At 78.2% G+C, this 24,413-nt stretch carries 22 protein-coding genes; 13 read left to right on the top strand and 9 right to left on the bottom strand.

The genetic code is table 11. From position 1 onward, the window contains the following. The first annotated feature begins 25 nt into the window (after positions 1–25). The 4 genes from Q0848_RS04610 to Q0848_RS04595 all read left to right on the top strand — a co-directional run bounded on the left by Q0848_RS04610 (position 26) and on the right by Q0848_RS04595 (position 5,629). Entirely contained in the window at positions 26–1,174 is a 1,149-nt protein-coding gene (locus tag Q0848_RS04610) for a ComEA family DNA-binding protein (protein WP_299035471.1), read from the top strand. Positions 1,175–1,274: 100 nt separating this feature from the next. Then, positions 1,275–4,043, top strand: a complete 2,769-nt coding sequence (locus Q0848_RS04605) for a ComEC/Rec2 family competence protein (RefSeq protein WP_299035468.1) — start codon at positions 1,275–1,277, stop codon at positions 4,041–4,043. Positions 4,044–4,197: 154 nt separating this feature from the next. Beyond that, positions 4,198–5,268, top strand: coding sequence for a DNA polymerase III subunit delta (gene holA, locus Q0848_RS04600; protein WP_299035464.1), 1,071 nt, complete (start codon positions 4,198–4,200; stop codon positions 5,266–5,268). A gap of 88 nt (positions 5,269–5,356) precedes the next feature. Then, positions 5,357–5,629 (top strand): YciI family protein, encoded by a 273-nt coding sequence (locus tag Q0848_RS04595; RefSeq protein WP_299035461.1) that lies wholly within the window; start codon positions 5,357–5,359, stop codon positions 5,627–5,629. Positions 5,630–5,765: 136 nt separating this feature from the next. On the opposite strand, the gene rpsT is transcribed toward Q0848_RS04595, so the two are convergent. After that, a complete protein-coding gene (rpsT, locus tag Q0848_RS04590; RefSeq protein ID WP_299035797.1) occupies positions 5,766–6,026 on the bottom strand; it encodes a 30S ribosomal protein S20 in 261 nt (86 codons plus the stop codon). A 420-nt stretch (positions 6,027–6,446) separates the two neighbouring features. Between rpsT and lepA the strand changes: the two genes are divergently transcribed. The 3 genes from lepA to Q0848_RS04575 all read left to right on the top strand — a co-directional run bounded on the left by lepA (position 6,447) and on the right by Q0848_RS04575 (position 9,892). Continuing rightward, entirely contained in the window at positions 6,447–8,291 is a 1,845-nt protein-coding gene (gene lepA, locus Q0848_RS04585) for a translation elongation factor 4 (RefSeq protein WP_299035795.1), read from the top strand. 115 nt (positions 8,292–8,406) lie between these two features. Next, positions 8,407–9,396, top strand: a complete 990-nt coding sequence (locus Q0848_RS04580) for a Rieske 2Fe-2S domain-containing protein (protein ID WP_299035458.1) — start codon at positions 8,407–8,409, stop codon at positions 9,394–9,396. Next, a complete protein-coding gene (locus tag Q0848_RS04575) occupies positions 9,383–9,892 on the top strand; it encodes a hemerythrin domain-containing protein (protein WP_299035455.1) in 510 nt (169 codons plus the stop codon). The genes Q0848_RS04580 and Q0848_RS04575 overlap by 14 nt, the downstream gene beginning before the upstream one ends. A 21-nt stretch (positions 9,893–9,913) precedes the next feature. On the opposite strand, the gene Q0848_RS04570 is transcribed toward Q0848_RS04575, so the two are convergent. Continuing rightward, entirely contained in the window at positions 9,914–10,075 is a 162-nt protein-coding gene (locus Q0848_RS04570) for a hypothetical protein (protein ID WP_299035452.1), read from the bottom strand. Positions 10,076–10,171: 96 nt separating this feature from the next. Between Q0848_RS04570 and Q0848_RS04565 the strand changes: the two genes are divergently transcribed. Next, positions 10,172–10,840, top strand: a complete 669-nt coding sequence (locus Q0848_RS04565; protein WP_299035449.1) for an MOSC domain-containing protein — start codon at positions 10,172–10,174, stop codon at positions 10,838–10,840. Positions 10,841–11,138: 298 nt separating this feature from the next. On the opposite strand, the gene Q0848_RS04560 is transcribed toward Q0848_RS04565, so the two are convergent. Next, on the bottom strand, positions 11,139–11,738 hold the full coding sequence (locus Q0848_RS04560; RefSeq protein ID WP_299035446.1) for a GNAT family N-acetyltransferase: 600 nt from the start codon (positions 11,736–11,738) through the stop codon (positions 11,139–11,141). 246 nt (positions 11,739–11,984) lie between these two features. On the opposite strand from Q0848_RS04560, the gene hemW reads away from it, so the two are divergent. Next, entirely contained in the window at positions 11,985–13,229 is a 1,245-nt protein-coding gene (gene hemW, locus Q0848_RS04555) for a radical SAM family heme chaperone HemW (protein ID WP_299035444.1), read from the top strand. Positions 13,230–13,241: 12 nt separating this feature from the next. Here the strand turns inward: hemW and Q0848_RS04550 are convergent, their stop codons facing one another. The 5 genes from Q0848_RS04550 to Q0848_RS04530 all read right to left on the bottom strand — a co-directional run bounded on the left by Q0848_RS04550 (position 13,242) and on the right by Q0848_RS04530 (position 19,193). Beyond that, positions 13,242–13,967 (bottom strand): response regulator transcription factor, encoded by a 726-nt coding sequence (locus Q0848_RS04550; protein WP_299035441.1) that lies wholly within the window; start codon positions 13,965–13,967, stop codon positions 13,242–13,244. Beyond that, complete coding sequence (locus Q0848_RS04545) at positions 13,964–15,346, bottom strand: sensor histidine kinase (RefSeq protein ID WP_299035438.1); 1,383 nt, start codon at positions 15,344–15,346, stop codon at positions 13,964–13,966. Before Q0848_RS04545 ends, Q0848_RS04550 begins: the two co-directional genes overlap by 4 nt. 61 nt (positions 15,347–15,407) lie before the next feature. Then, positions 15,408–17,468 (bottom strand): serine hydrolase, encoded by a 2,061-nt coding sequence (locus Q0848_RS04540; protein WP_299035435.1) that lies wholly within the window; start codon positions 17,466–17,468, stop codon positions 15,408–15,410. Between the two features lie 268 nt (positions 17,469–17,736). Beyond that, a complete protein-coding gene (locus tag Q0848_RS04535) occupies positions 17,737–18,189 on the bottom strand; it encodes a DUF4870 domain-containing protein (RefSeq protein WP_299035432.1) in 453 nt (150 codons plus the stop codon). A 104-nt stretch (positions 18,190–18,293) separates the two neighbouring features. Beyond that, entirely contained in the window at positions 18,294–19,193 is a 900-nt protein-coding gene (locus tag Q0848_RS04530; protein ID WP_299035429.1) for a DUF3097 domain-containing protein, read from the bottom strand. Between the two features lie 211 nt (positions 19,194–19,404). Between Q0848_RS04530 and Q0848_RS04525 the strand changes: the two genes are divergently transcribed. The 3 genes from Q0848_RS04525 (at position 19,405) to dnaJ (ending at position 22,880) form a co-directional block, all read left to right on the top strand. Continuing rightward, entirely contained in the window at positions 19,405–20,427 is a 1,023-nt protein-coding gene (locus tag Q0848_RS04525) for a TIGR03557 family F420-dependent LLM class oxidoreductase (protein ID WP_299035426.1), read from the top strand. Between the two features lie 185 nt (positions 20,428–20,612). Further along, complete coding sequence (hrcA, locus tag Q0848_RS04520) at positions 20,613–21,644, top strand: heat-inducible transcriptional repressor HrcA (RefSeq protein WP_299035423.1); 1,032 nt, start codon at positions 20,613–20,615, stop codon at positions 21,642–21,644. A 114-nt stretch (positions 21,645–21,758) separates the two neighbouring features. Beyond that, the gene (dnaJ, locus tag Q0848_RS04515) at positions 21,759–22,880 is read left to right on the top strand and encodes a molecular chaperone DnaJ (protein ID WP_299035420.1); all 1,122 of its coding nucleotides are present in this window, start codon (positions 21,759–21,761) and stop codon (positions 22,878–22,880) included. 88 nt (positions 22,881–22,968) lie between these two features. Here dnaJ and Q0848_RS04510 read toward each other — a convergent pair whose 3' ends face one another. Continuing rightward, positions 22,969–23,859 carry a hypothetical protein gene (locus Q0848_RS04510; RefSeq protein WP_299035417.1) on the bottom strand — a complete coding sequence of 297 codons (891 nt, stop codon included), beginning with the start codon at positions 23,857–23,859 and terminating at the stop codon, positions 22,969–22,971. Between the two features lie 59 nt (positions 23,860–23,918). Here Q0848_RS04510 and Q0848_RS04505 point away from each other — a divergent pair, with 59 nt between their 5' ends. Further along, a complete protein-coding gene (locus Q0848_RS04505) occupies positions 23,919–24,353 on the top strand; it encodes an HIT domain-containing protein (protein ID WP_299035414.1) in 435 nt (144 codons plus the stop codon). Positions 24,354–24,413 lie beyond the last annotated feature (60 nt).

Below are 24,413 nucleotides of genomic sequence, written 5' to 3'. Positions count from 1 at the left end.
CAGGGTCCCGGACGTGGCAGGAGGCGTGGCAGGAGGCAGGGGCACCGACGCCGCGCTCGTGCGCGAGCGCCTCGACGCCGTGCTCGGGCGCTCCCGTCCGCCCGGTGGGGAGGCCGCCGTCCGGCGCGGGCTCGAGGCGGAGGACCTGGACGACGGCGACCTGGACGACGGCGACCTGGACGCGGACGACCTGGACGCGGACGACCTGGACGAGGGCGGGCGCGGGGAGGTGGGTCCCCACGGCGGTGGCCGCGGTCGGCACGGCCGCGGGGCGCGGCGGGGCTCCTCGCGACCGCTGGCGGACCCGGACCTCGCCGAGGGGCTGGGGGTGTGGCCCTCGCTGCGGGACGCGCTCGCCGACCGGGTCCCGGTCTCGGTGCGCCGGGGCCGCTGGGCCGTCCCGCTGCCGGCGGTCACGGCCGCCATCCTCGTGGCCGCGGTCGTCGTCGTGGCGCTCGCCGTGCGCTCCTCGGCCACCGCGCCCGGGCTGCCGGTGCCCGTGCGCTCGACCGCAGCGGCGTCCTCGGCTCCTGCTGCGCCCGTCGCGGCGGGGACGGGCACGGCGGCAGAGACCGCGGCGCCGCCCCCACCGGGAGCTGCGCCGGTCGCCCCGGTGACGCCACCCGCCCCACCCGACCCGGCCGACCCGGCCGACCCGGCCGACCCGGCCGCGGGGAGCGCGCCGCCGCCTCCGGCGGAGCTGGTGGTGCACGTCGCCGGGCGCGTGGCCGCGCCCGGCGTCGTCCGGCTGCCCCCGGGCGCCCGCGTGGTCGACGCGCTCGAGGCCGCCGGGGGCGCGACGCCCGAGGCCGACCTCGCGCGGGTCAACCTCGCGCGCCCGGTGGTCGACGGCGAGCAGGTCCTCGTGCCCGCCCCCGGCGAGGAGGTGGTGCCCGCACCGGTCACCCCCGCCACGCCCCCGGGGGCGGGGGCCGGCGACGGCGCTGCCGCGGGGCCGGCAGCAGCGGCTGGTGCGGCGGGCGCGGTGCTGGACCTCAACACGGCCACGGCCGCCGACCTCGACGCGCTGCCGGGCATCGGACCGGTGCTGGCGCAGCGCATCCTCGACACCCGGGCGGAGCTGGGCTCCTTCACGAGCGTGGAGGAGCTCGGCGAGGTCAGCGGCATCGGCGAGGCCCGGCTGGCCGACCTGCGCGAGCTCGTGGCGGTCTGACGTGGAGGGCGCTGGCGCGGCGGTGCTCCGGCCGCGGGCCGAGGACCGGCGCCCGGGGGCGGGTCCCCGCGGACGCGTCGACGGGGCCGGGGCGCCGCAGGTGCCCGAGCCCGCGGTGCACCGCGACGACCTGCGCCTGGTGCCGGCGGCAGCGGGGGCCTGGGGCGGGGCGGCCGTCGCCGTGGGCGCGCCGGCCCGGCTCTCGCTCCTGGGGGCCCTGGCCCTCGTGGTGCTGGCCCTCGTGGTGCTGGCCGTCGTGCTGCTGCGGTGCAGGGGGTGCCCGGGCGAGGGCGGGGCGAGGGGCCCCGCGGGGGCTGCCCGGGGACGTGCCGCGGTCCACCCGCGCGCGGGTGCGCTCGCGCTGGTGGCGGTCGTCACCGCCGGCGCGGTCACCTCGGCGGGGCTGCGCACCGCTGAGGCCTCCGCCGGTCTGCTGACCGACCTCGTCGAGCGCCGGGCCGTCGCCCAGGTCCTCGTGCGGGTGGCCGCCGACCCGTCCCCCGTCCGCGCCCCCGCGGTCGGGCACGGATCCGACCCGGGGGCCGCCGACGGCACGGGGGACGACGAGGCGGCAGGCGGGAGCTCTCCGGAGCGGTGGGTGGTGCGCGTCGCCGCGCTGCAGGTCCTCGGGCGGGGCGCGGTCGCCGAGGCGCGCGGGCGGCTGCTGCTGGTCGGAGGACCGGCGGTGGCGGGGCTCCGCCGGGACGAGCGGGTCGAGGTCGTCGGCCGGCTGCAGCCGACGGAGGCCGGGGACGACGTGGTCGCCGTCCTGCGGGTGCAGGGCCCGGTGCGCGCGCGGGCGGCCCCCGACGGGTGGCGCGGGAGGGCCGCGGACCTGCGCGCCGGGCTGCGCGAGGCCGTCGAGCCCCTGCCGCGCGACGCGCGCGGGCTGCTCCCGGGGCTCGTGGTCGGGGACACCTCCGCGCTGCCCCCGGACCTCGAGGAGGCGATGCGCGCGGCGGGACTGGCCCACCTGACCGCGGTCAGCGGCGGCAACACCGCGGTGCTCGTCGGCGCGGTGCTGGGAGCGGCGGCGCTGCTGGGAGCGCGCCGCGGCCTGCGGGCCGCGCTGGCGGCGCTGGCGCTGGCCGCCTTCGTCGCGGTCGCCGGCCCGGACCCGAGCGTGCTGCGCGCGGGGGTGATGGCGGCCACCGCGCTGGTCGGGATGCTCGCCGCGCGGCCCGGCCGGGGCGTGCCGCCCCTGGCCGCGGCGGTCGTCGTGCTCGTCGTGCTCGACCCCTGGGCCTCGAGGTCGGTCGGCTTCGCGCTGTCGGTCCTCGGGACGGGCGCCCTGCTCGTCCTCGCGCGGCCCTGGGCGGACGCGCTGGCGCGCGTCCTGCCGCCGCGGGCGGCGGTCGTGGTGGCCGTGCCGCTGGCCGCGCAGGCGGTGTGCGCGCCGGTGCTGCTGCTGCTCGACCCGCGGGTGTCGGTGGTCGCGGTCCCCGCCAACCTCCTGGCCGCCCCGGCGGTCGCCCCGGCGACGGTGCTGGGCGTGGTGGCGCTCGCGGCGGCGCCGGCGTCCCCGGCGCTGGCGCAGCTCCTGGCCGTGCCCGCCGGGTGGGCGGCCGGGTGGGTCGCCCTCGTGGCCCGCGCGGCGGCCGCGCTGCCGGGGGCCACCGCCCCCTGGCCCGGGGGGTGGCCGGGAGCGGCCCTGCTCGCCGCGGCCCTGCTGGGCGCCCTCGTCCTGCTGCCCGCTGCGCTCGCCGTCGCCAGGACGACCGTGCGCGCGCACGGGGACGCCGCCGCCGACGGGACCGCGCACCGCGACGGCGAGCGCTCCCGCCCCCGGGCCGTCCCGCGGGTGGGTGGCCTCCCCGCGCGGACGTCGCCGTCGCACCGGTCCTCCCCGGGCCGCTCCGCGCGGGGTGGGTCCTCCTCGGGTCGCTCCTCGCCGGGCCGGTCGCGCTCGGGACGGTCGCGCTCGGGACGGTCCTCCGCGGGCCGGCGGCGGGCGCTGGTCGCGGCGGCGGCGGTCGCCTGCCTCGTGGTCGCCGCCGCGCTGTGGCCCCCCACCCGCTCCCGCCTGGGCGGAGGCGCGTGGCCGCCCGCCGACTGGGTCGCCGTGCAGTGCGACGTCGGCCAGGGCTCGGCGCTCGCGGTCCGCAGCGGGCCGGACGCGGCCGTCGTCGTGGACGCCGGGCCCGACCCCGGCGCCGTGCGGGGGTGCCTCGACCGGCTCGGCGTCGCCCGGGTCGACCTGCTCGTGCTCAGCCACTTCCACGCCGACCACGTGGACGGGCTCGAGGGCGTGCTGGACGCCCGGGACGTCGTCCGGGCGCTCGTCAGCCCCCTGCCCGTCCCGGCTCCGGCGTCCGAGCGCGTCGGGCAGCAGCTCGCCGAGGCGGGCGTGCCGGTCGCCGTGGGCGCCGCTGGTGCGGCCGGTGGGGCGGGCGACGTCGCCTGGCGGGTGCTCGCCCCCGCGCCCGCAGGTGCGGCGGGCGCGCCGGCGGCGGCCACGGGCAGCGGCGAGGACGACGGCGCCAACGACGCGAGCGTCGTCGTCGCGCTCGAGGCCTCGCAGGTGCGGCTCGTCGTGCTCGGCGACCTCGGGGCGCAGGCGCAGGCCGCGCTGCGGCGGGCCACTGCCGCCGACCCCTCCGTCTGGCCGGTGGACGTCCTCGGGGTGGCCCACCACGGCTCCTCCGACCAGGACCCCGGGCTGGCGCAGCTGGCCGCTCCGCGAGCCGCGCTCGTCGGCGTGGGCGAGAACACCTACGGGCACCCCACGGACCGCGCGCTGGAGCTCGTCGGCGCCGGGGGCGCCCTGGTCGCCTGCACCTCGGTGTCCGGGGAGGTCGCCGTCTCGGGGCCGCCGGACGCGCTGGTCCTCACGCCCCGGCGGACCGGCTCCGGTGGGCAGACCTGCTGAGCCGCTGAGCCGCTGAGCCGCTGAGCCGCCGACCGCTGAGCCGCCGACCGCTGAGCCGCCGAGCCGTCGGCCGCTGAGCCCTTCACCGGGTCACCAGGCCGCTCCGGCAGCCTCGGCGGGCAGGCGTCCGCACGCGAGGGGAGGAGCTCCGTCGGTGGCCCGTGGCAGGCTGCCCGCCGTGGCGCAGGGCACCCGGCAGCAGCGGCCGTCGACCGGCAGGGCGTCGTCGAGCCGCTCCTCGCGCGCCCCCTCCGGGAGGGGCTGGCGCGAGGCCGCACCCGCGCCGGTGGTGCTGGTGACGGGCTCCGAGCAGGTCCTGGCCGAGCGCGCCGTCGCCCGCGTCACGGCGCTGCACCGCGCCGAGCACCCCGAGCTGGAGGTGGTGGCCCTCGACGCCGCCGGCTACGAGCGGGGGCAGCTCGAGGCCGCGGCCAGCCCCTCGCTCTTCGGGGAGCCGCGGCTCGCCGTCGTCACGGGCGTCGAGGCGCCGGGGGAGGGCTTCGAGGACGACGTGCTGGCCTACCTGGCCGCTCCCGCGGACGACGTCGTGCTGGTGCTGCGGCACGCCGGTGGGGCGCGGGCGCGCAAGGTGCTCGACGCCGCGCGCCAGCACCCCGGGGCCGTCGTCGTCGACTGCCCCCCGCTGAAGAAGGACGCGGAGAAGCTGGAGTTCGTCGGCCTGGAGTTCGAGGCCTCGCGGCGGCGCATCTCGGCCACGGGCGCGCGCGCGCTCGTGGACGCGGTGGGGTCGGACCTGCGCGAGCTCGCGGCCTCCTGCGCCCAGCTGGTCTCGGACACCTCCGGCACGGTCGAGGTCGAGGACGTCCAGCGCTACTACGGCGGACGCGTCGAGGCCACCGGCTTCCGGGTGGCCGACGCCGTCGTGGCCGGGCACCGGGCCGAGGCGCTGGCCCTGCTGCGCCAGGCCGTGGCCACCGGGCTCGACCCGGTGCCCATCGTGGCCGTCCTCGCGATCCGGCTGCGGCAGATGGTGCTCGTCGGCGGCTCGCGGGGCCGTGGGGACGAGGTCGCCAAGGCCCTCGGCATGGCCCCGTGGATGGTCGACCGCACCCGCCGGGAGCTGCGCGGCTGGACCCCGCAGGCGCTCGGCGCCGGCATCGTCCTGCTGGCCGAGACCGACGCGGCGGTCAAGGGCGGCGGCCGCGACCCGGTCTACGCCCTCGAGCGCGCCGTCCTCGCCCTCTGCGACGCCCACGAGCGGTGACACGCTCCCGTCCCTGCGGCGCCCCCGCCCGGCGGGGGGCGCGCGACGCCCGCCCCGACCGACCCGACCACCACCCCTGGGAGACCTCGTGAGCCACTACGTCGCCGAGATCGTCTACACCGCCGCGCCCGAGGCCGTGGCGGCCTCCCGCCCCGCGCACCGCGAGCACCTGGCCGCGCTCCTCGAGCGGGGGTCGCTCGTGATGTCGGGGCCCTGGGCCGACGGCACGGGCGCCTGCCTGGTCTACCGGGCCGACGACGAGGCAGCGGTCCGCGAGATGCTCGAGGCCGACCCGTTCCGCCGCGACGGCGTCGTCGAGGTGCGCTCGGTGCGCGAGTGGACGGTCGTGCTCGGCGGCTGAGCACCGCCGCCACCCGACGCTCCGCCAGCAGGCCCCGAGCCACCAGGCGCCGAGCCACCAGACGCCGAAGGGCGCGTCCCGGAGACGGGACGCGCCCTTCGGCGTCGTGCGGGGGACCGCCGCGGCGGTCGGTGCCTCAGACCGAGGCGACGCGCTTGGCGAGCGACTGCTTGCGGTTCGCCGCCTGGTTCTTGTGGATGACGCCCTTGCTCACGGCCTTGTCGAGGCGGCGCGAGGCGCGCGCGAGAGCGGTCTCGGCGGCGCCGCGGTCGCCGGAGGCCGCAGCCTCGCGGACCGAGCGGACGGCCGACTTCAGCTCGGACTTGACGGCCTTGTTGCGCAGGCGCGCCTTCTCGTTGGTGAGGATGCGCTTCTTCTGGCTCTTGATGTTGGCCACGGGTGACAGCTCCAGGTCGGTCGGGTCGGGCTCGTTCTCGAAGGTGTGCGAGGCGGCCACGACCCGGGCGGTGAGCCCGGCGGTGGCGGTGCCAGAGCGCCCGGCTGCCCCGGGTGACCGGGACGCGGCGCGGGCGCGACCGGTGAAGGCTACCAGCGCGCTCCCGGGCCCCCTCCCGCGCCGAGGGGCTCCAGCGGGCGCGCCCGGGCGAGCGGTGGACGCGGTGGAGGAGCGCCGCGACGACGTCCCGGCGGGGTGCGACGGCTCCTCGCGGGTCCCGGCGCTGGCGCCCGGTCGGCCGGCGGCGCCGTGCGACCATGGCCGTCCTGCACCGCGCCCCAGCACCGACCCCGACGGAGGTGGCCCGAGCCCGTGAGCGCCCCGGCCCGCAGCGACGCCGCGCACGCCCCCGACGGGTCGGTGGGGGGCATCGAGCCCTCGACGACGGCCCCCGCGCTGCTGCGGAACTTCTCGATCATCGCCCACATCGACCACGGCAAGTCGACGCTGGCCGACCGCATGCTGCAGATCACGGGCGTCGTCGACGCCCGTGCGATGCGCGCGCAGTACCTCGACCGCATGGACATCGAGCGCGAGCGCGGCATCACCATCAAGAGCCAGGCCGTGCGGATGCCGTGGACGCTCGACGGCGTGCCCCACGCGCTCAACATGATCGACACGCCGGGCCACGTCGACTTCACGTACGAGGTCTCGCGCTCGCTCGCGGCCTGCGAGGGCGCCGTCCTGCTCGTCGACGCCTCGCAGGGCATCGAGGCCCAGACCCTCGCCAACCTGTACCTGGCGATGGAGGGCGACCTCGAGATCATCCCGGTGCTCAACAAGATCGACCTGCCCGCCGCGCAGCCGGAGAAGTACGCCGCGGAGATCGCCGGCCTCGTCGGCTGCGCCCCCGAGGACGTCCTGCGCGTCAGCGGGAAGACCGGCGAGGGCGTCCCCGAGCTGCTGGACCGCATCGTCCAGCGGGTGCCGCCGCCCGTCGGCGACGCGGACGCGCCGGCGCGCGCCATGATCTTCGACTCGGTCTACGACACCTACCGGGGCGTCATCACCTACGTCCGGGTCATCGACGGCCACCTCGACCCGCGCCAGAAGATCGCCATGATGTCGACGCGCGCGACGCACGAGCTGCTCGAGATCGGCGTCAGCTCGCCGGAGCCGACCCCGTCCAAGGGGCTCGGGGTCGGCGAGGTCGGCTACCTCATCACCGGCGTGAAGGACGTGCGCCAGTCCCGCGTGGGTGACACGGTCACGGACTCCGCCAAGCCGGCCACGGAGTCCCTCGGCGGCTACCGCGACCCGCGCCCGATGGTCTTCTCGGGGCTGTTCCCCCTCGACGGGTCGGACTACCCGGTGCTGCGGGACGCGCTGGACAAGCTCAAGCTCAACGACGCCGCGCTGGTCTACGAGCCCGAGACGTCCGTCGCCCTCGGCTTCGGCTTCCGCTGCGGCTTCCTCGGCCTGCTGCACCTGGAGATCGTCCGCGAGCGGCTCGAGCGCGAGTTCGACCTCGACCTCATCTCGACCGCGCCGAGCGTGGTCTACGAGGTCCACATGGACGACGGCGCGGTCTCCACGGTGACCAACCCGAGCGAGTTCCCCGAGGGCAAGGTCAAGGAGGTCCGAGAGCCGGTGGTCAAGGCCACCGTGCTGGCGCCGAGCGACTTCATCGGGGCGGTCATGGAGCTGTGCCAGGGCCGTCGGGGCGAGCTGCAGGGCATGGACTACCTCTCGCCCGAGCGCGTCGAGCTGCGCTACGTGCTGCCGCTGGCCGAGATCGTCTTCGACTTCTTCGACCAGCTGAAGTCCAAGACCAAGGGCTACGCCTCGCTGGACTACGAGCCCTCGGGGGACCAGGCGGCCGACCTCGTCAAGGTCGACGTCCTCCTGCAGGGCGAGAAGGTCGACGCCTTCAGCGCGATCGTCCACAAGGACAAGGCCTACGCCTACGGGACGCTGATGGCGGGGCGCCTGCAGAAGCTGATCCCGCGCCAGCAGTTCGAGGTGCCGGTCCAGGCGGCCATCGGCGCGCGCGTCATCGCGCGCGAGACCGTCCGCGCCATCCGCAAGGACGTCCTCTCCAAGTGCTACGGCGGTGACATCACGCGCAAGCGCAAGCTGCTGGAGAAGCAGAAGGAGGGCAAGAAGCGGATGAAGATGGTCGGCCGGGTCGAGGTGCCCCAGGAGGCCTTCATCGCCGCGCTGACCGCGGACGCCGCCGAGACCAAGGACGGCGCCAAGAAGTAGCGCCGCGCCGGGCACCTCCGGCGCTCGGCGCACTTCGGGCGCAGGGGCCCGGGCACGGGGAGCCCGGCGGCGACCCCGGGTTGCGGTCGGCGCCGCCGTCCTCCGGAATGGCCGGGTGCCCTCCTCCGTCCGCGACCTGATCGAGCGCGCCACCACGGCCCCCGAGGCCTGGGACCAGCTCGACCGGCCCTCCTACCGCGCCGAGCACGTCCTCGGCGTCACCTTCAACGCCCTCGGGCGCGCTCGCGGGCCCGTCGTCGACGTCCTGCACGGCACGTGGCTCGGCCACCCGCTGCACCCCGCCCTCACCGACGTCCCGATCGGCTCGTGGACGGCGGCCCTCGCGCTCGACGCCGTCGACCTCGTCGGGGGCGGGCGCCGGACGCCGGGGCTGGCAGCGGCGTCGCGCACGTGCACCGGGCTCGGGCTGCTGGGCGCCGCGGGGGCCGTCGTCACCGGTCTGGCCGACTGGCAGCACACCCACGAGGGCGCGCGCCGGGTGGGCGTCGTGCACGGGCTGATGAGCACGGCGGCGACGGGGCTGCAGCTGGCGTCGTGGGTCGAGCGGCGCCGGGGGCGCACCGCGCGCGGCCGGGTCCTCGGGCTCGCGGGCTGGGCGGTCGTCTCGGCCAGCGCGGCCCTGGGGGGCGCGCTCACCTACCGCCACGGGATCGGCGGCGACCACGCCGACCGCTCGCTGGCGCCGCGCACCTTCACCGACGCCCTGGCGCTCGCCGACGTCCCGGAGGGCCGCCCGACGCGGGCCGACGTCGACGGTGTCCGCGTCGTCCTCCTGCGCACCGGGGGCGGCGAGGTCCGCGCCTTCGGGGAGCAGTGCCCGCACCTGGACGGCCCGCTCTCGCAGGGCTGGATCACCCGCGAGGGGCTGGTGTGCCCGTGGCACGGGTCGTGCTTCTCGGTCGAGGACGGCGCGGTGGTGCACGGGCCGGCCACGGCCCCCCTGGCGCGCTTCGAGACGCGGGTCCGCGCCGGCCGGGTCCAGGTCCGCCGGGTCCCGCCCGTGCCCGGGGCGTCCCCGGGCAGCGTCACAGCCCTCGAGCAGCAGCGCGAGGACGAGCAGGAGGTCCCCGATGCGCGCCACTGAGGTCCTGTCCGCCCACCACGACGAGCTCCGGTCGATGCTGACCCGGCTCGCGGAGCTGCCCGGCGACCGCGTGGACGAGCGCCAGGAGGTGCTCGACCGCCTCGTCGACGAGCTGAGCATGCACGAGCAGCTCGAGGACGAGATCTTCTACCCGGCCGTGACGGCGGCCAGCCCCATGGTGGCGATCGCCCACGCCGAGCACCGCTACCTCGAGGACCAGGTGGCCGTCGTCCTGCGCACCGGGCCGGGGAGGGCGGGCTTCGACGAGGAGGTGCGCGTCCTGCACGAGGCCGTGGAGCACCACGCCGGCCACGAGGAGACCGAGATGTTCACCGAGGTCGACGCCAAGCTCGACGCCGACGTGCTCGAGCAGATGGGCGAGCGGATCAGCGCCAGGCTCGCGCAGCTGCGCGCCTCGCGGATCACGCGCCTGCGGCTGCGGGTCAAGCGCGGGGTGCTGCGGCGCACGCCCGGCGGGGCGCGCCGCGCCGGCTGAGGGGCGTCCGGCGCGAGCGCGTCAGCGGTGGCGGCGCCGCGGGTCGCGGCGCCGGTCGACGCCGGCCCACGAGCGGGCCGCGGCGGTGTCCTGGAGCTGGGCGAGCTCCTCGCGGGGGAGAGCGGTGTCGTGGGTGCTGCGCTCGCTCGGCGGTGCTGCCGGGGCTGGGCTGGTCGTGGTCACGATCTGGCATCGGCGCGCCGCCCCCCTGCCTTGAGCCGCGGAGCGCACGGTCGGCGGCGAGCCCGGGCGACCGGGTGACCTGCTCTACTGCGCCGCATGCCGCTTGAGCCCTCCCCGGCCGCGCCCGGTCGCGTCCTCGCCGTCTGCCGCGTCCACCAGCTGCAGCCCGACGGGGACCGCGGCGACGTCACCGGCATCGACAAGCGCCCGCTCCCGGACGCGGTCGACGTGGGGCCGATGGGGCTGCGCGGCGACGTCCAGGCCGACCGCGAGGACCACGGCGGGCCGGACAAGGCCGTCTACGTCTACACGCAGGACGAGGCCGACCACTGGGCGGAGGTCCTGCAGCGGGACGTCGTGCCGGGGCTCTTCGGGGAGAACCTGCGCACGGCCGGCGTCGACGTCGACGGGGCCGAGGTCGGCGAGCGCTGGCGCGTGGGGGACCGGCTCGAGCTGGAGGTCACCATGGCGCGCACGCCGTGCCAGACCTTCGCGCGCCACCTGGGGGAGCAGCGCTGGGTGCGCCGCTTCACCGAGCGCGGTCGGCCCGGTGTCTACCTGCGGGTGGTCGCGCCCGGTTCCGTCCGCGCCGGCGACCCCGTCGCGGTGCTCTCGCGCCCCGGGCACGGCGTCGCGGCGTCGGCCTTCTTCGCCCAGCAGTCCGCGGAGCAGGCCCGGGTGCTGAGGCGCGCGCACGACGACGGCGCGCTGGCGCTCGCCGACGACCTGCTGGTCTACGTCGACCGAGCCCTGTCCCGCGCCTGAGCCCTGTCCCGCGTCTGAGCCCTGTCCCGCGCCTGAGCCCTGTCCCGCGCCTGAGCCCTGTCCCTGCGCGTGAGCCCTGCCCCGCCTCCGACGCCTGGCGCGCACCGGACCTGACGCGTCCGGGGAGCGCCCGGCTCGCAGGGCCGTCGTCCGGGGAGCGCGCTGCTCCGGCGACGCACCCCGATCGGGCGTCCGGCGAGCCGGGTGCTCCCCGGTCCGGACGCGTCCGCCGCGCCGGCCAGCCCCCGACGGCGTCGCGGAGGCGGCGTGACCGGTCCGCCACGACGCCGCGCACCGGTCAGCGGCGTCGTCGCGGCGCGCCCCGGGACGTCCGCGGCGGGTCCTGCGGCACGGCTGCGACGAGCACGTGCTGGGGGCCGTGCCCGTCGCTGAGCTGCTGCACCCCCGTGGAGACGAAGCCGGCGCCCGCGTACGCCCGCAGGGCCGCGGTGTTCGCGGTGCCGACCGTGAGCACGACGAGCGCCGGCCCGCCGGCGGTCACCGGTCCCCACAGCTGCCGCGCCAGGGCCGGGACGGCCGCGGCCGCTCGCCGGCCCCACCCGCGGCCCTGCGCGGCGCCCGCGAGGTAGAAGCCGCGCAGCAGCACCGCGCGCTCGGGCTCGTCCACGACGGCGGCCAGGAGGTCGCCGCGGTCGAGGACGCCGAACCCGACGGCCTCCTGCCCGACGAGGACGGCGAACGGCGCCCGCCGCGGGTCGGCGTCCGCGGCCGGCAGCGTCTGGCGCGCCGAGGCCGAGTCGGCCAGCTGGTGCGGCGCGGGCTCCAGGGCCACCACGGCCGCGCGCAGGTCCACGTCGCCCGCGGTGAGCGGGTGCAGCCGCACGGGCGGCTCGCCGGCCTCCGGGCTGGGTCCGGCCGAGGGGTCCACGTCGTCCACCCGCCCATCCTCGTGCCCGCCCGGTCCGGGCTCTCCTCCTGCCCACCGCGCCCGGCCCTGTCCTTCCTCCCGCCCAGCCCGCCCGACCCGCCCAGCCGCCCAGCCGCCCAGCCCGCCCAGCCCGTCCGGCCGCGCGGTCCGGGGCGTCCCCAGCCGCCCGCTCCCGCGCGGCTGGGGACCGTGGTCGTCCGCCGTGGTCGTCTGCCGTGGTCGGGGGCACGGCCCGCGCCGGGGGAGCATGGAGGGGTGAGCCCCGCCCTGCCCGTCGGCGACCCGGCGCCCGAGGACGGCGCCCTGCCCGCCTCGGCGGCGGTGGGCGCGCACGAGCGCGCCCTGGCGTTCTACCTGCACGTGCCGTTCTGCCGGGTGCGCTGCGGCTACTGCGACTTCACCACCTACACCGCCGAGGAGCTCGGCGGCGCGGGCAGCGGGTCCTCGCGGGCCGGGTACGCCGCCGTGGCCGAGCGCGAGGTGCGGATGTCGGCCGAGGTCCTGGCCGGGGCGGGCGCGCCTGCGCGGCAGGTGTCGACCGTCTTCATCGGGGGCGGCACGCCGACGCTGCTGCCCAGCGGCGACCTGCTGCGGCTGGTCGACGCCGTGCGCGACGTCCACGGCCTCGCGCCCGGCGCCGAGGTGACCACCGAGGCCAACCCCGACTCCGTGACGCCGGCCTCGCTCGCCGAGCTGGCCGCCGGCGGCGTCACCCGCGTGTCCTTCGGCATGCAGTCGGCCGTGCCGCACGTGCTCGCCACCCTGGACCGCACGCACGACCCCGCGCGCGTGCCCGACGTCGTCCGGTGGGCGCGCGAGGCGGGCCTGCAGGTCAGCCTCGACCTCATCTACGGCACGCCGGGGGAGTCCCGCGACGACTGGCGGGCCAGCCTGGACGCCGCGCTCGCGTGCGCCCCCGACCACGTCTCCGCCTACGCCCTCGTCGTCGAGGCGGGCACGCGGATGGCCGGCCAGGTGCGCCGCGGCGAGCTCGCGCTGCCGGACTCCGACGACCTCGCCGCCAAGTACGAGGACGCCGGCGCGGCCCTCTCCGCCGCGGGCATGGAGTGGTACGAGGTGAGCAACTGGGCCGCCCGTCCGGACGCGCGCTGCCGGCACAACCTGTCGTACTGGCGCGCCGACGACTGGTGGGGCGTCGGCCCGGGCGCGCACAGCCACGTGGGCGGCGTGCGCTGGTGGAACGTCAAGCACCCGGGCGCCTACAGCGCCCGGCTGGAGCGGGGCGCCTCACCGGCGCACGGGCGCGAGGTGCTCGACGACGAGGCGCGCCTCGTCGAGCGGGTCCTGCTCGGCGTGCGGCTGCGCGAGGGGCTCCCCGTGGGGGCCCTGCCGGCCGAGGGGCGGGCCGAGCTCGTCGGCGTGGTCGCCGACGGGCTCGTGGAGCCGGGGCCCGCGGGGTGCGCCCCGGAGCGGGTCGTCCTCACCGACCGGGGGCGCCTGCTCGCCGACGGCGTCGTGCGCCGGCTGCTCGGCTGGTAGCGCCCTCGCCCGTCAGGACGGGCGCGCGAGCCCGCTCCGGAAGGCCCACACGACCGTCTGCAGCCGGTCCTGCGTCCCGAGCTTGGTCATCGCCCGCCCGAGGTGGGACTTCACGGTGCTCACCTCGACGACCAGCTCCGCCGCGATCTCGGCGTTCGTCAGCCCGCGGGCCAGCAGCTCGACGACGTCGCGCTCGCGGGCGGTGAGCAGCTGGGCCTGCGCCGCAGCGGGAGCCGGCGACGGCGTGCGCCGGGCGAACTCGCGGATGACGCGGCGGGTGACCGCGGAGTCGACCAGGCCGTCCCCGGCCGCCAGCCGCCGGACGGCGCCCACCAGCTCCTCCGGCTCGCAGTCCTTGAGCAGGAACCCGCTGGCCCCCGCCTCGAGGGCGCCGAAGACGTACTCGTCGAGGTCGAAGGTCGTCACCACGAGCACGGCCGGCCGGTGCGCGGCGCCGTCCGAGCCCTCGTCGTGGCCCCGGTCCCCGTCGTCCCCCGGGCTCCGGTCGCCGCTCGGGACCGGCTCGCCCACGATGCGGCGCGTCGCCGTGAGCCCGTCGCCGCCCGGCATCCGGACGTCCATGCAGACGACGTCGGGGCGCGTGGCCCGCGCCGCAGCCACGGCCTGGGCCCCGGAGGACGCCTCGGCGACGACCTCGACGTCCCCCGCCTCCTCGAGCAGCACCCTGAAGCCGGCGCGCACGACCGCCTGGTCGTCCACGAGCAGCACCCTGATCACGCCGCACCCCCTCCGCCGCCGTCCGCCGGTCGTCCAGGGTCCCGCAGCTCGTCCGCGGGCCCGGACGGCACCCGCACCCGCAGCACCACCCGCCACCCGCCCTCGTCGGTCCGCCCCGCGTGCAGCTGCCCGCCGACGAGCGCCGCGCGCTCGCGCATCACCGCGAGCCCGGTGCCGCCGCCGCCCGGCGGGGAGGGCGCGAGGGCCCCCCGGCCGCCGGCGGACGCCGGCGCGGGCACGGCCCCGTTGACGACCTCGAGGAGGAGCGCGGCCCCCTCCACCTCGAGCCGCAGCAGCACGGGAGCGCCGGGGGCGTGCTGGCGCGCGTTCGTCAGCGCCTGCTGGGCGACGCGGTACACCGAGGCGTCCGCCAGCGGCGGGAGCTCGGGCAGGTGCTCCGGCCGCTCCACCCGCACCTCGTCACCGGCCTCGCGCGCCTGCGCGAGGAGGTCGTCGAGGGACGCCAGGCCGGGCAGCGGGGCTCGCGCCGCCGCGCCGGCGTCCGGGAGGTCCTCGGCCGACCCCCGCAGCAGGCCCACCGCCTGGCGCAGGTTCTCCAGCGTCTCCTTGCCCTGGCTCCGCAGCCAGGCCGCCCCCTGCCGGGCGGCCGCGGGGTCGCGGTCGACGAGCCGCTCGACGGCGGCGGCCTGCACGACCATGCCGGACAGGTGGTGCGCGGCGACGTCGTGCAGCTCGCGCGCGAGCCGGGAGCGCTCGGCCGCCACCGCGGTCCGCACCCGCTCCTGCTGCTGGTCCGCCAGGGCCGCGGCCTCCGCCCGCAGGAGCGCCAGGTAGCGCCGGCGGGTGGCGACGTGCAGGCCGACCGCGATGGCGGGCGCACCGCTGGCAGCGCCCCCGAGCGCCGTCAGCAGGGCGGTGACCAGCACCCCGCCACCGGCGGCGGCCGCCGCGGCGGCGGCCGCCGCCGTCTCGGCGGCCAGCGCCGCGAGCAGGAGCGCGCCCGCCCGCCGGGCGGGCAGCAGCACCCCGGCCGTGTACCAGGCCACGGCCGGGGCGACGCCGCGCAGGGTCTCGTCCGGCGCCGCGGCGACGAGCAGCACCTGGCCGGCGACGACCAGCACCAGGCACCACCCCAGCGCCACGCGGCGCAGGCAGAGCGCGGCCGCCTGCGCCGCGGCGACCAGCGCGAGCCACCACGTCCGCTCGCCGAGGCGCGCCGCCGCCTCCGCGTCGAGCAGGTCCGGGGGCACGAGCACCGGCAGGAGCAGCGTGACGACGGCGGTCCCGACCGCCACGAGGGCGGCCAGCAGCGCGTCCCGGCCCAGCACGGTGCCGATCCCGCGGCGCTCCAGCCGGTCGTCGAGGCGCCCGCGCGAGACGTCGGGGGTGGGCGCGGCACCGGCGCGCTGTCCCGTCACGCGCGCATCCTCCCCGCTCCCGCCCGCCCCCGCGGGGACCCGGTGCACGTCACCCCCCACGTCAGTACGTGGCGCTGGGGGACAGCAGCCCCAGCGAGAGCGCGGCCCACGCCGTCGCGCCCAGGGCCAGGAGCAGCACGAGCGCGCCGGCGGCCCGCGCCCAGCCGGTGCGGCCGCGGATCTCGGCGACCACGCGGGCCGCAGCGGGCACGAGGCCGAGGGCGGCGAGCAGCTGCAGGCCCTGCAGCGCGCGGACGGCCGCGCCGGGCACGACGGCGAAGGACGTGATGGCGGTGATCGCCCCGGCCCAGCCGGCGAGGGCCAGCAGGCCCGACAGGGCGGCGGCCCACGACGCGGCCCGGAGCAGCCGCAGCGCCCGCGGGGGCGCCGGTCGACCGCGGCGACGGCGCACCACGGCCCCGACGGGCAGGGCGACGAGCGCGACGAGCATCACCAGCGCGGCGGCGGCGACCACGGGCAGGCCGACCTGCTCGGCCGCGGTGGCCGGGCGCAGCGTGAAGGCGCCCTCGTACCCGACGCCCGTCACGGCGCCGTCCTCGACCCGCACCGGGAGCGTGCGGTCGCTGCCGACCTCGCGCCACAGCCAGGGCTCCACCTCCTCGTAGACGGCCGGTGCGACGGACCCGGGGCCGGGGGTGGCCAGCAGGCGGCCGTCGGGCAGCACCTCGACGGTGGTGCCCCCGAGGGCGCCCAGCGCCGCGAGGAAGGTGGTGGCCGACCCGCGCGTGTCGACGTAGCGGCCCGCGACGGCGTCGGCGCGCCCGGCGGCGCCGTCCGGGGCCGTCCGCGCCGCGACGGGGGTCGTCTGCGCACCGCCGCCGACGACGTAGCGGTCGTCGAAGGCCTCGACGAGGTCGCGGCGCAGCGCCGCCGTCGCCAGGCCGTCGCTGCCGGAGCTGTTGAAGGAGACGAAGATCCCCGCGCCGTCGTCGGGCAGCACGTGCAGCTGGGAGTGGAAGTGGGTGGTGTCGCCGCCGTGCCCGTAGGCGCGGTGGCCGCCGCGGCTCTCGTCGAAGGCGCCCAGGCCCATGCGGGCCCCCGCGGCGAGGTCGCCGAGGCTGCTCTCGTCGAGGGCGGGGGAGAGGAGGAGCTCGCGCTCCGCCTCGCCGATGACGGCCTCGCCCCCGGGCAGGTCGCCGAGGAGCGCGAGCATGAACCTCGCCATGTCGGGCCCCGACGCCGTCAGCGACCCGGCCGGGGACGGGCCGACGACGTCGAACGGCTGCGGCGCGCCGGACGCGTCGGCGTAGGACTGCGAGAGCCGGCCCTCGAGCTCGGCGGGCAGCGGCTGGGCGAAGGTGGAGCTCGTCATGCCGAGGGGCGCCAGGACGGCGTCCTCCACGTGCTCGGCGAAGGGGGTGCCGGTCACGCGCTCGACGACGTAGCCGGCCAGCGCGTTGCCGTAGTTGGAGTAGGCCGGCGTCGTGCCCGGGGCGAAGACCTGCTCCGGCGGGTCGGTCGCGAGGACCTCGCGCAGCTCGACGGGCTCGTCGAAGGTGATGGTGCCCGCGAAGCGCTCCTCGAAGCCCCCGGTGTGCGTCAGCAGGTGCCGCAGCGTGAGGTCCTGGGGGAAGCGGCGCGGCACCTCGAAGTCCAGGTACCGCGCGACGTCGACGTCCAGGTCGAGGCGCCCCTCGTCGACGAGCTGCGCCACCGCCACCGCGGTGAAGAGCTTGGACACCGACCCGACCCGGAACAGCGACTCCTCGGGGTCCACGGGCACCGGCGCGCCGGTGCCGTCCCCGCCCGCCCGCCCGGTGTCCTCCCCGCCCGCCCGCCCGGTGTCCTCCCCGCCCGCCCGCCCGGTGTCGGCCCAGCCGTACCCGCGCGTGGTGACGACCTCGCCGTCGGCGACGACCGCCACGGTCGCCCCCGCGACGCCCTCGCGCTCCAGGGCCGCCGGCAGGACGCCGTCCAGCCACGCGTCGACGTCGCGGGTCGTCAGCCCCGCCGGCGACTCGGGCGCGGGCTGCGGGGGTGGCGGCGTCGCCGCCGGGGCCGCGCCGCAGCCGGCGAGCAGCGCGGCCAGCGCTGCGGCGGCGACGGCGGCGCCCAGCCGCGGGCGGCGGGGGTGGGTGGTCGTGGTGGTGTCCCGGGGCATGCGCCCTCCTCGTCCTGGCGCGAGCCGGGTGCAGCCCGGCGACGCTCCTCGTGCGGTCGGGACGAGCCTCGCCAGCGGCGCGCTCCCGGGCGTCCCGCGCGGGGAGGCACCTCGTCTCCTCCCTCCGGAGGAGGCGGGCGGCCCCGGGTCGCAGGCGCGCCGCCGGCGCCGCGTCCGCCCCCGGACGCACGAGGACCCGCTCGCCGGGTGGCGAGCGGGCCCTCGTGCGTCCGTCCGGGCGCTCGGTGCGGAGCGGCCGGAGGGGGCGTCAGCGCACCAGGCGCAGCGTCAGCGGGTAGCGGTAGCGCTCGCCGTTGTTGGCCTTGACCGCCGCGACGATCGAGAAGACGGCCACGTAGAGCGGCACCAGCAGCAGCAGGAAGGAGAGCAGCCCGAAGCTGATGAGGGACAGGAAGCCGACGACCGCCCAGAGGATCACGGAGGTGATCTGGAAGTTGAGGGCCTCGCGCGTCTGGTCCTGCACGAAGAGGCCGCGGTCGCGCAGCACGAGGTAGGCGACGAGCGGGGCGACGACGTAGAGGAAGATCCCGGCGAGGTGGGTCAGGGTCGACCACAGCCGCTGGTCGGCGGGGGAGAGGTCGTCCGTGGCCGTCGGGCGAGCGCCGTCGCCGACGGGGCGGCCCTGCGGTGCGCCGCCGTAGCGCTGGTCTCCGTGCGGCTGCTGCGGGGGCTGGTAGCTCGGGGGCTGCTGCTCGGACACCGGTGGGCTCCTCCCTCGGGCGGCGCGGATCGCTGCGCCCGAGGTCCCAGGCTACCGACCGGGCCCGGGCGGCGTCGGGGGCGCGGGGGCGCGGGGGCGCCGGGTCAGCCCTCCGGGGCGGTGACGAAGTCGATCAGCTCCTCGACGCGACCCGACAGGGACGGCTCGAGGTCGGCGATGGTGGTCACCGAGCCGAGGATGCGCTTCCAGCCGTGGGCGACGTCGCGCTGGTCCGCGTGCGGCCAGCCGAGGGCGGCGAGCACGCCGTGCTTCCACGACTGCCCGCGGGGGACCTGCGGCCACGCGGTGAGGCCCACGGCGCGGGGCCGCACCGCCGCCCACACGTCCACGTAGGGGTGGCCGACGACGTGCACCAGCCCGCGCCAGCGGGGGTCGGCGAGCGCGGCCTCGACCAGGCGCGTCTCCTTGGTGCCGGCGACGAGGTGGTCCACCAGCACGCCCACGCGGCGGCCGGGCCCGGGGTCGAACTCGACCAGGGCGCCGGTGAGGTCGTCGATGCCGTCGAGGGGCTCGACGACGACCCCCTCGACCCGCAGGTCGTCGCCCCACACCTTCTCGACGAGCTCGGCGTCGTGGCGGCCCTCGACCCAGATGCGGCTGCCGCGGGCGACGCGCGCCCGCTGGCCGGCCACCGCGACCGACCCGCTGGCCGTGCGCCCGGGCCGCGTCCCCGCCGCGCCCGCCCGCCCGGCCCCGCTCTGCGTCGCGGGGCGCGGGGGCACCAGCACCACGGGGCGCCCGTCGACGAGGAAGCCCGGGCCCATCGGGAAGCCGCGGGTGCGGCCGCGGCGGTCCTCGAGGTGGACGACGTGCGTGCCGCCGGCCTTCTCCACCCGCACGACGGCGCCGGTCCAGCCCGTCTCGACGTCCTCGACGACGACCCCCCGCGCGGCGGCGAGCTCGGTGCTGCGCCCCCGCTTCGGGGCGCGCCAGTCCCCGGACAGGACGTCGGTGCCGTAGCGGTCGCGCGAGGTGCTGCTCATGCGCGGGGACGCTAGCCCGCGCGCGCCGCCGTCCTCCGGCGGCGCGCCCCGGGAGCCGGGTCGCGGGAGGGGGTGCCCGCTCCTAGCGTGAGAGCGCTCGACGCCCGGTGGACCAGCGCGGGCGTCGGGAAGCCCCGGGGGAGGACGCGCCGGCGCCGACCGGCGCCCCGGCAGCCGGCCGCCCCACCACCCCGCACGGGAGGACGCACCGATGAAGATCGGCTACAAGCTCGCCACCGAGTCCTTCGACCCGAAGGAGGTCGTCCGCCAGGCCGTCGAGGCCGAGCGCGCGGGCTTCGACTTCGTCGAGATGAGCGACCACTTCCACCCCTGGCTCGACGTCCAGGGCCACAGCGGCTTCACCTGGTCGATGCTCGCGACCATCGCCGCCAAGACCACGACGCTCGAGCTCGCCACCGGCGTGACGTGCCCGACCGTGCGCTACCACCCGGCGGTCATCGCCCAGGCGGCGGCGACGATGCAGATCCTCTCCGACGGCCGCTTCACCCTCGGCGTCGGCGCCGGGGAGCGCCTCAACGAGCACGTCGTCGGCACCCCGCGCTTCCCCGGCATCCGCCAGCGGCACGAGCTCTTCCGCGAGGCGCTGGAGATCATCAACCTGCTCTGGCAGGGCGGCTACCGCTCCTACGAGGGCAAGCACCTGCAGCTCGAGGACGCCCGCGTCTTCGACCTCCCCGAGGAGCTGCCGGCCGTCGCGGTCGCCGCGAGCGGGCCCGCCTCGGCGCGCATCGCGGCCGAGCTGGGCGGCGGCCTGTTCGCCACCGAGCCCAAGGGCGACATGGTCGCCACCTGGAAGCGCCTCGGCGGCAGCGGCCCGGCCTACGCCGAGGTGCCGCTGGCGTGGGCGCCCGACGCCGAGACCGCCGCGCAGGCCGTCTGGGAGAAGAGCCGCTGGGCGCTGACGGGCTGGAAGGTCATGTCCGAGCTGCCCAACCCCGTCAACTTCGACGCCGCGACGCAGAGCGTGACCCTCGACCAGATCCAGCAGCAGTTCGCCTGCGGGCCGGACGTCGCCCGCCACCTCGAGGTGGCGCAGCAGTTCGTCGACGCCGGCTTCGACCACGTCGTGACGATGAACGCCGGTCCCGACCCGGACGGCTTCATGGACTTCTTCCAGCGCGAGCTGGCGGCGCCGCTGCGCGCGCTCACGCCCAGCAGCGACGCCCAGGGCCCGGGGCTGGCCGACAAGGTCCTCGGCGCGGTCCGCGGCTGAGGCGCGCGGCGGGCCCTGCGCCCCGGGCGACCGGGGCGCAGGGCCGGGGTCCGCGCGTCGGGCCCGCGCCGCGCGCGGGCGTACCCTTGGCACTCACGACGACGGAGTGCCAGGTGCGCGGGACGACGCACCGGCGGCCCCTGCGGCGCTCGCCGCGACGGGGCGGACGAGGGCGGAGGTGCGCGATGAGCGACGAGCGGCGGCTGGCGGTCCTGCGGGCCATCGTCGAGGACTACGTCGCCACCCGGGAGCCCGTCGGGTCGAAGATCCTCGTCGAGCGCCACAGCCTCGGGGTCTCGCCGGCGACCATCCGCAACGACATGGCCGTCCTCGAGGAGGAGGGCTACATCGCCCAGCCGCACACGAGCGCCGGCCGCGTGCCCACCGACAAGGGCTACCGGGCCTTCGTGGACCGGCTGTCCACCGTCAAGCCGCTGTCGGTCGCCGAGCGGCGCGCCATCTCCACGCTCCTGGACGACGCCACCGACCTCGACGACGTCCTGACCCGCACCGTCCGCGCCCTCGCGCAGCTGACGCGGCAGGTCGCCGTCGTGCAGTACCCGTCTCTCAGCCGCGCCACGGTCCGCCACGTGGAGCTCGTCGCCCTCGGCGGCCCCCGCCTGCTGCTCGTCCTCATCACCGACTCCGGTCGCGTGGAGCAGCGCATGGTCGAGGTGGCCGAGGAGGTGCCCGAGGCCCTCGTCGCCGAGATGCGCACGCGCCTGGGCGCCGCCTCCTCGGGGGCGCGCCTGGCCGACGTCGTCGCCCGGCTGCCCGCGCTGCCCGACCAGTTCCGCCCCGAGGACCAGGGCGTGGTGCGCGCCGTCCTGCGGGCCCTGGAGGACTCGCTGTCCGCCGAGCGCGAGGAGCGCGTCGTCCTGGCCGGCACCGCGAACCTCGCCCGCGCCGGCACGGACTTCCCGCAGTCGATCTCGCCGGTGCTCGAGGCGATCGAGGAGCAGGTGGTGCTGCTGCGCCTGCTGGGCGAGATGGCCGAGGACGCGCAGGCCGGCGCGGGCGGCGTCTCCGTCCGCATCGGCCGCGAGCTGGAGCACGACCGGCTGCTGGAGGCCTCGGTCGTCACGAGCGGGTACGGCTCGGGCGGCCAGGTGGTGGCCCACCTCGGCGTCCTGGGGCCGACCCGCATGGACTACCCGACCACCATGGCGGCGGTCCGCGCCGTCGCCCGCTACGTCTCCCGCATCATCGGGAGCTGACGCCCGGCCCGACGGCCCGGCCCCGGACCAGCTCGACGGCCGTCCCCACGCCCCGGCCCGACGGCACGCACGACGACACGAGCACGACGACCACGACAGGAGCGAGCACCTCTGGTGAGCGACCACTACGAAGCCCTCGGCGTCTCCCGCGACGCCTCCCCGGAGGACATCAAGAAGGCCTACCGGCGGCTGGCGCGCAAGCTGCACCCGGACGTCAACCCCGGCGAGGCGGACCGCTTCAAGGACGTCTCGGCGGCCTACGACACGCTCTCGAACCCGGAGAAGCGACGCGCTTATGACCGCGGGGAGACCCTCGGCGGGTTCGGCGGCCAGGGCGGCGCCGGCGGCTTCGGCTTCAGCGACATCTTCGAGACCTTCTTCGGCGGGGCGGCGGGCGCCGGCGGTGCGCGCGGCCCGGCGTCCCGCGCCCGACGGGGCCAGGACGCGCTCGTGCGCGTCGAGGTCGACCTGCGCGACGCCGTCTTCGGCGCCGATCGCGAGCTCGCGGTGGACACGGCCGTCGTCTGCTCGACCTGCCACGGCAGCTGCTGCCAGCCGGGCACCTCGCCCCGCACGTGCGAGGTGTGCGGGGGGCGCGGCCAGGTGCAGCGCCAGGTCCGCAGCTTCCTCGGCCAGGTGATGACGACGGCGCCGTGCCCCAACTGCGGCGGCTTCGGCACGACGATCCCCTCGCCCTGCCCCGAGTGCGCCGGCGAGGGGCGCGTCCAGGAGCGCCGCACGCTCACCGTCCGCATCCCCGCGGGCGTCAGCACGGGCACGCGGATCCAGCTGGCCGGCCAGAGCGAGGTCGGCTTCGGCGGCGGTCCGCCCGGAGACCTGTTCGTCGAGGTCGTGGAGAAGGAGCACGAGACCTTCACCCGCCGCGGGGACGACCTGCACTGCACCGTCGCCGTCCCCATGACGGCGGCGGCCCTCGGCACGACGCTCTCCGTGGAGACCCTCGACGGGACCGAGGGCGTCGACGTGCGCGCCGGCACGCAGTCCGGCGAGGTCCACACGCTGCGGGGTCTCGGCGTGGGGCACCTGCGCGGGGGAGGCCGGGGCGACCTGCTCGTCCACGTCGACGTGCAGACGCCGACGCGGCTCGACGACCGCCAGGAGGAGCTCCTGCGCCAGCTCGCCGAGCTGCGCGGCGAGGAGGCCTCCGAGGGCCGGCTGACCAGCGCCGGCAGCGGCGTCTTCGGGCGGCTGCGCGACTACATCTCCGGACGCTGACCCGTCACCGGCGCCGCACGGCGGCGCCGGTGGTGGTGGTGGCGCGGACGCCCGCTGCACTCGGTGGCGCGGCGGGCGCCCGCGGGTCTCAGGTGAGGCTGAAGGACCGGGCGGCCGAGGGCGGCGGGGTGCCCTCGCCGTCGGAGTCGTCCGGGATCTCGACGACCACGCGGTAGCTGCCCGCGGGCAGGTCCACGAGCGCCTCCCAGGAGCCCAGCTCGCCCATCTCGGCGGGCGTGCCGTCGTCCTTCGTGACGTCGGCCGAGCCCCGCAGGACGACGGCGGTCCCCTGGAGGACGGTCCAGACGACGGTGCCCTCGGCGGCGCTGGTCGCGCGGCCGGCGAGGCGCACGGTGCAGCCGATGGGCAGCACCGCCCCGGCGGCCGGCGAGGAGACGGTGACCTCGAGGCCGGTGACGACGACGGCCGCGGCGGCCGGCGCGGTCGTCCCGGCTCCGTCGCCCGGCGCGGGCGCCGCGGGGGTGCTGTCGGGGGCGGTGGAGGTGCCGGCGGGGACCGCGGAGGCGGCGACGGGGACGACGGGCGCCGAGGGGGCGGACGTCCCGGTCCCCGAGGCGGTGCCGGCCTCGACGACCGCACCGGTCCGCGGCGCGGTCGCCGTGTCGAGCGCCGAGGGCGACGGGGCGGGCTCCAGGGCGGTCGCGGCGACGGCTGCCGCCTCGCTCGGCGCCCCGAGGGGGGCCTCGACGACAGCGGCGGGCGACGCCTCCGGGGCGGCGGCGGCCTCGGCGGTCAGCAGGGCGGCGCCGTCCCCGACCTCGGGGGCCGGGACGTCGCCGCTGCTGGGGGCCGCGGCGACCGCGTCGGTGCCGTCCGCGGCGGGTCCCTCGGCGGCCGAGGCGCTCGCGGCGACGAGCAGCGCGAGCAGCGCAGCGCCCACGGGCGCCGCGCCGCGGAGCCGGCGGCCGGGGGTGCGCGGCGACGAGGGGGCGGGGGTGGCCTCGGTGCTGCTGGTCATGCCGGGGCATCGGCACGAGCGGCCCGGTCGTCCACCCGCCCGGGCCTACAGTTCGCGCCATGACCCGGACGGAGCAGACCGAGCCCCCAGGCGGCCCCCACGAGACCGGTGCCGCGGCCGCCGAGCAGCGGGCGCCCGTCCGGCGGCAGGAGGACTGCGTGTTCTGCCGCATCGTCGCGGGCGACGTCCCGGCCGAGCTCGTGGCGAGCACCGACTCGGTCGTGGCCTTCCGCGACCTCGCGCCGAAGGCCCCGCTGCACGTGCTGGTCGTCCCCCGCGAGCACCACGCGGACGTCGTGTCCCTGGCGGCCGCGGCGCCCCAGGTGCTGGCGGACCTCGTGGCCACGGGCGCGCGGGTGGCGGCCGACGGGGGCGCCCAGGACGGCGAGCACCGCCTCGTGTTCAACACCGGGGAGTCGGCCGGGCAGAGCGTCTTCCACGCGCACGGGCACGTGCTCGCGGCGCCCGGCGGTTCGGTGGGCGGCGACCTCTGAGCCGCCCGCGCCCGGCGGGCTACGCTGGGCGCACCAGTGCGCCCGGACGGGTGGTGCACG

This window comes from uncultured Pseudokineococcus sp., from assembly GCF_947495735.1.
GTDB lineage: Bacteria > Actinomycetota > Actinomycetes > Actinomycetales > Quadrisphaeraceae > Pseudokineococcus.
This window is presented reverse-complemented; position numbering and strand designations above follow the sequence as displayed.

What these genes read in the sequence shown, in the direction of transcription:
- Q0848_RS04575 (WP_299035455.1), top strand. Translation starts at nt 9,383, where the DNA reads ATGCGCGCCACTGAGGTCCTGTCCGCCCACCACGACGAGCTCCGGTCG.
- hrcA (WP_299035423.1), top strand. Translation starts at nt 20,613, where the DNA reads ATGAGCGACGAGCGGCGGCTGGCGGTCCTGCGGGCCATCGTCGAGGAC.
- Q0848_RS04510 (WP_299035417.1), bottom strand. Translation starts at nt 23,859, where the DNA reads ATGACCAGCAGCACCGAGGCCACCCCCGCCCCCTCGTCGCCGCGCACC.
- Q0848_RS04525 (WP_299035426.1), top strand. Translation starts at nt 19,405, where the DNA reads ATGAAGATCGGCTACAAGCTCGCCACCGAGTCCTTCGACCCGAAGGAG.
- Q0848_RS04565 (WP_299035449.1), top strand. Translation starts at nt 10,172, where the DNA reads ATGCCGCTTGAGCCCTCCCCGGCCGCGCCCGGTCGCGTCCTCGCCGTC.
- Q0848_RS04530 (WP_299035429.1), bottom strand. Translation starts at nt 19,193, where the DNA reads ATGAGCAGCACCTCGCGCGACCGCTACGGCACCGACGTCCTGTCCGGG.
- Q0848_RS04540 (WP_299035435.1), bottom strand. Translation starts at nt 17,468, where the DNA reads ATGCCCCGGGACACCACCACGACCACCCACCCCCGCCGCCCGCGGCTG.
- Q0848_RS04505 (WP_299035414.1), top strand. Translation starts at nt 23,919, where the DNA reads ATGACCCGGACGGAGCAGACCGAGCCCCCAGGCGGCCCCCACGAGACC.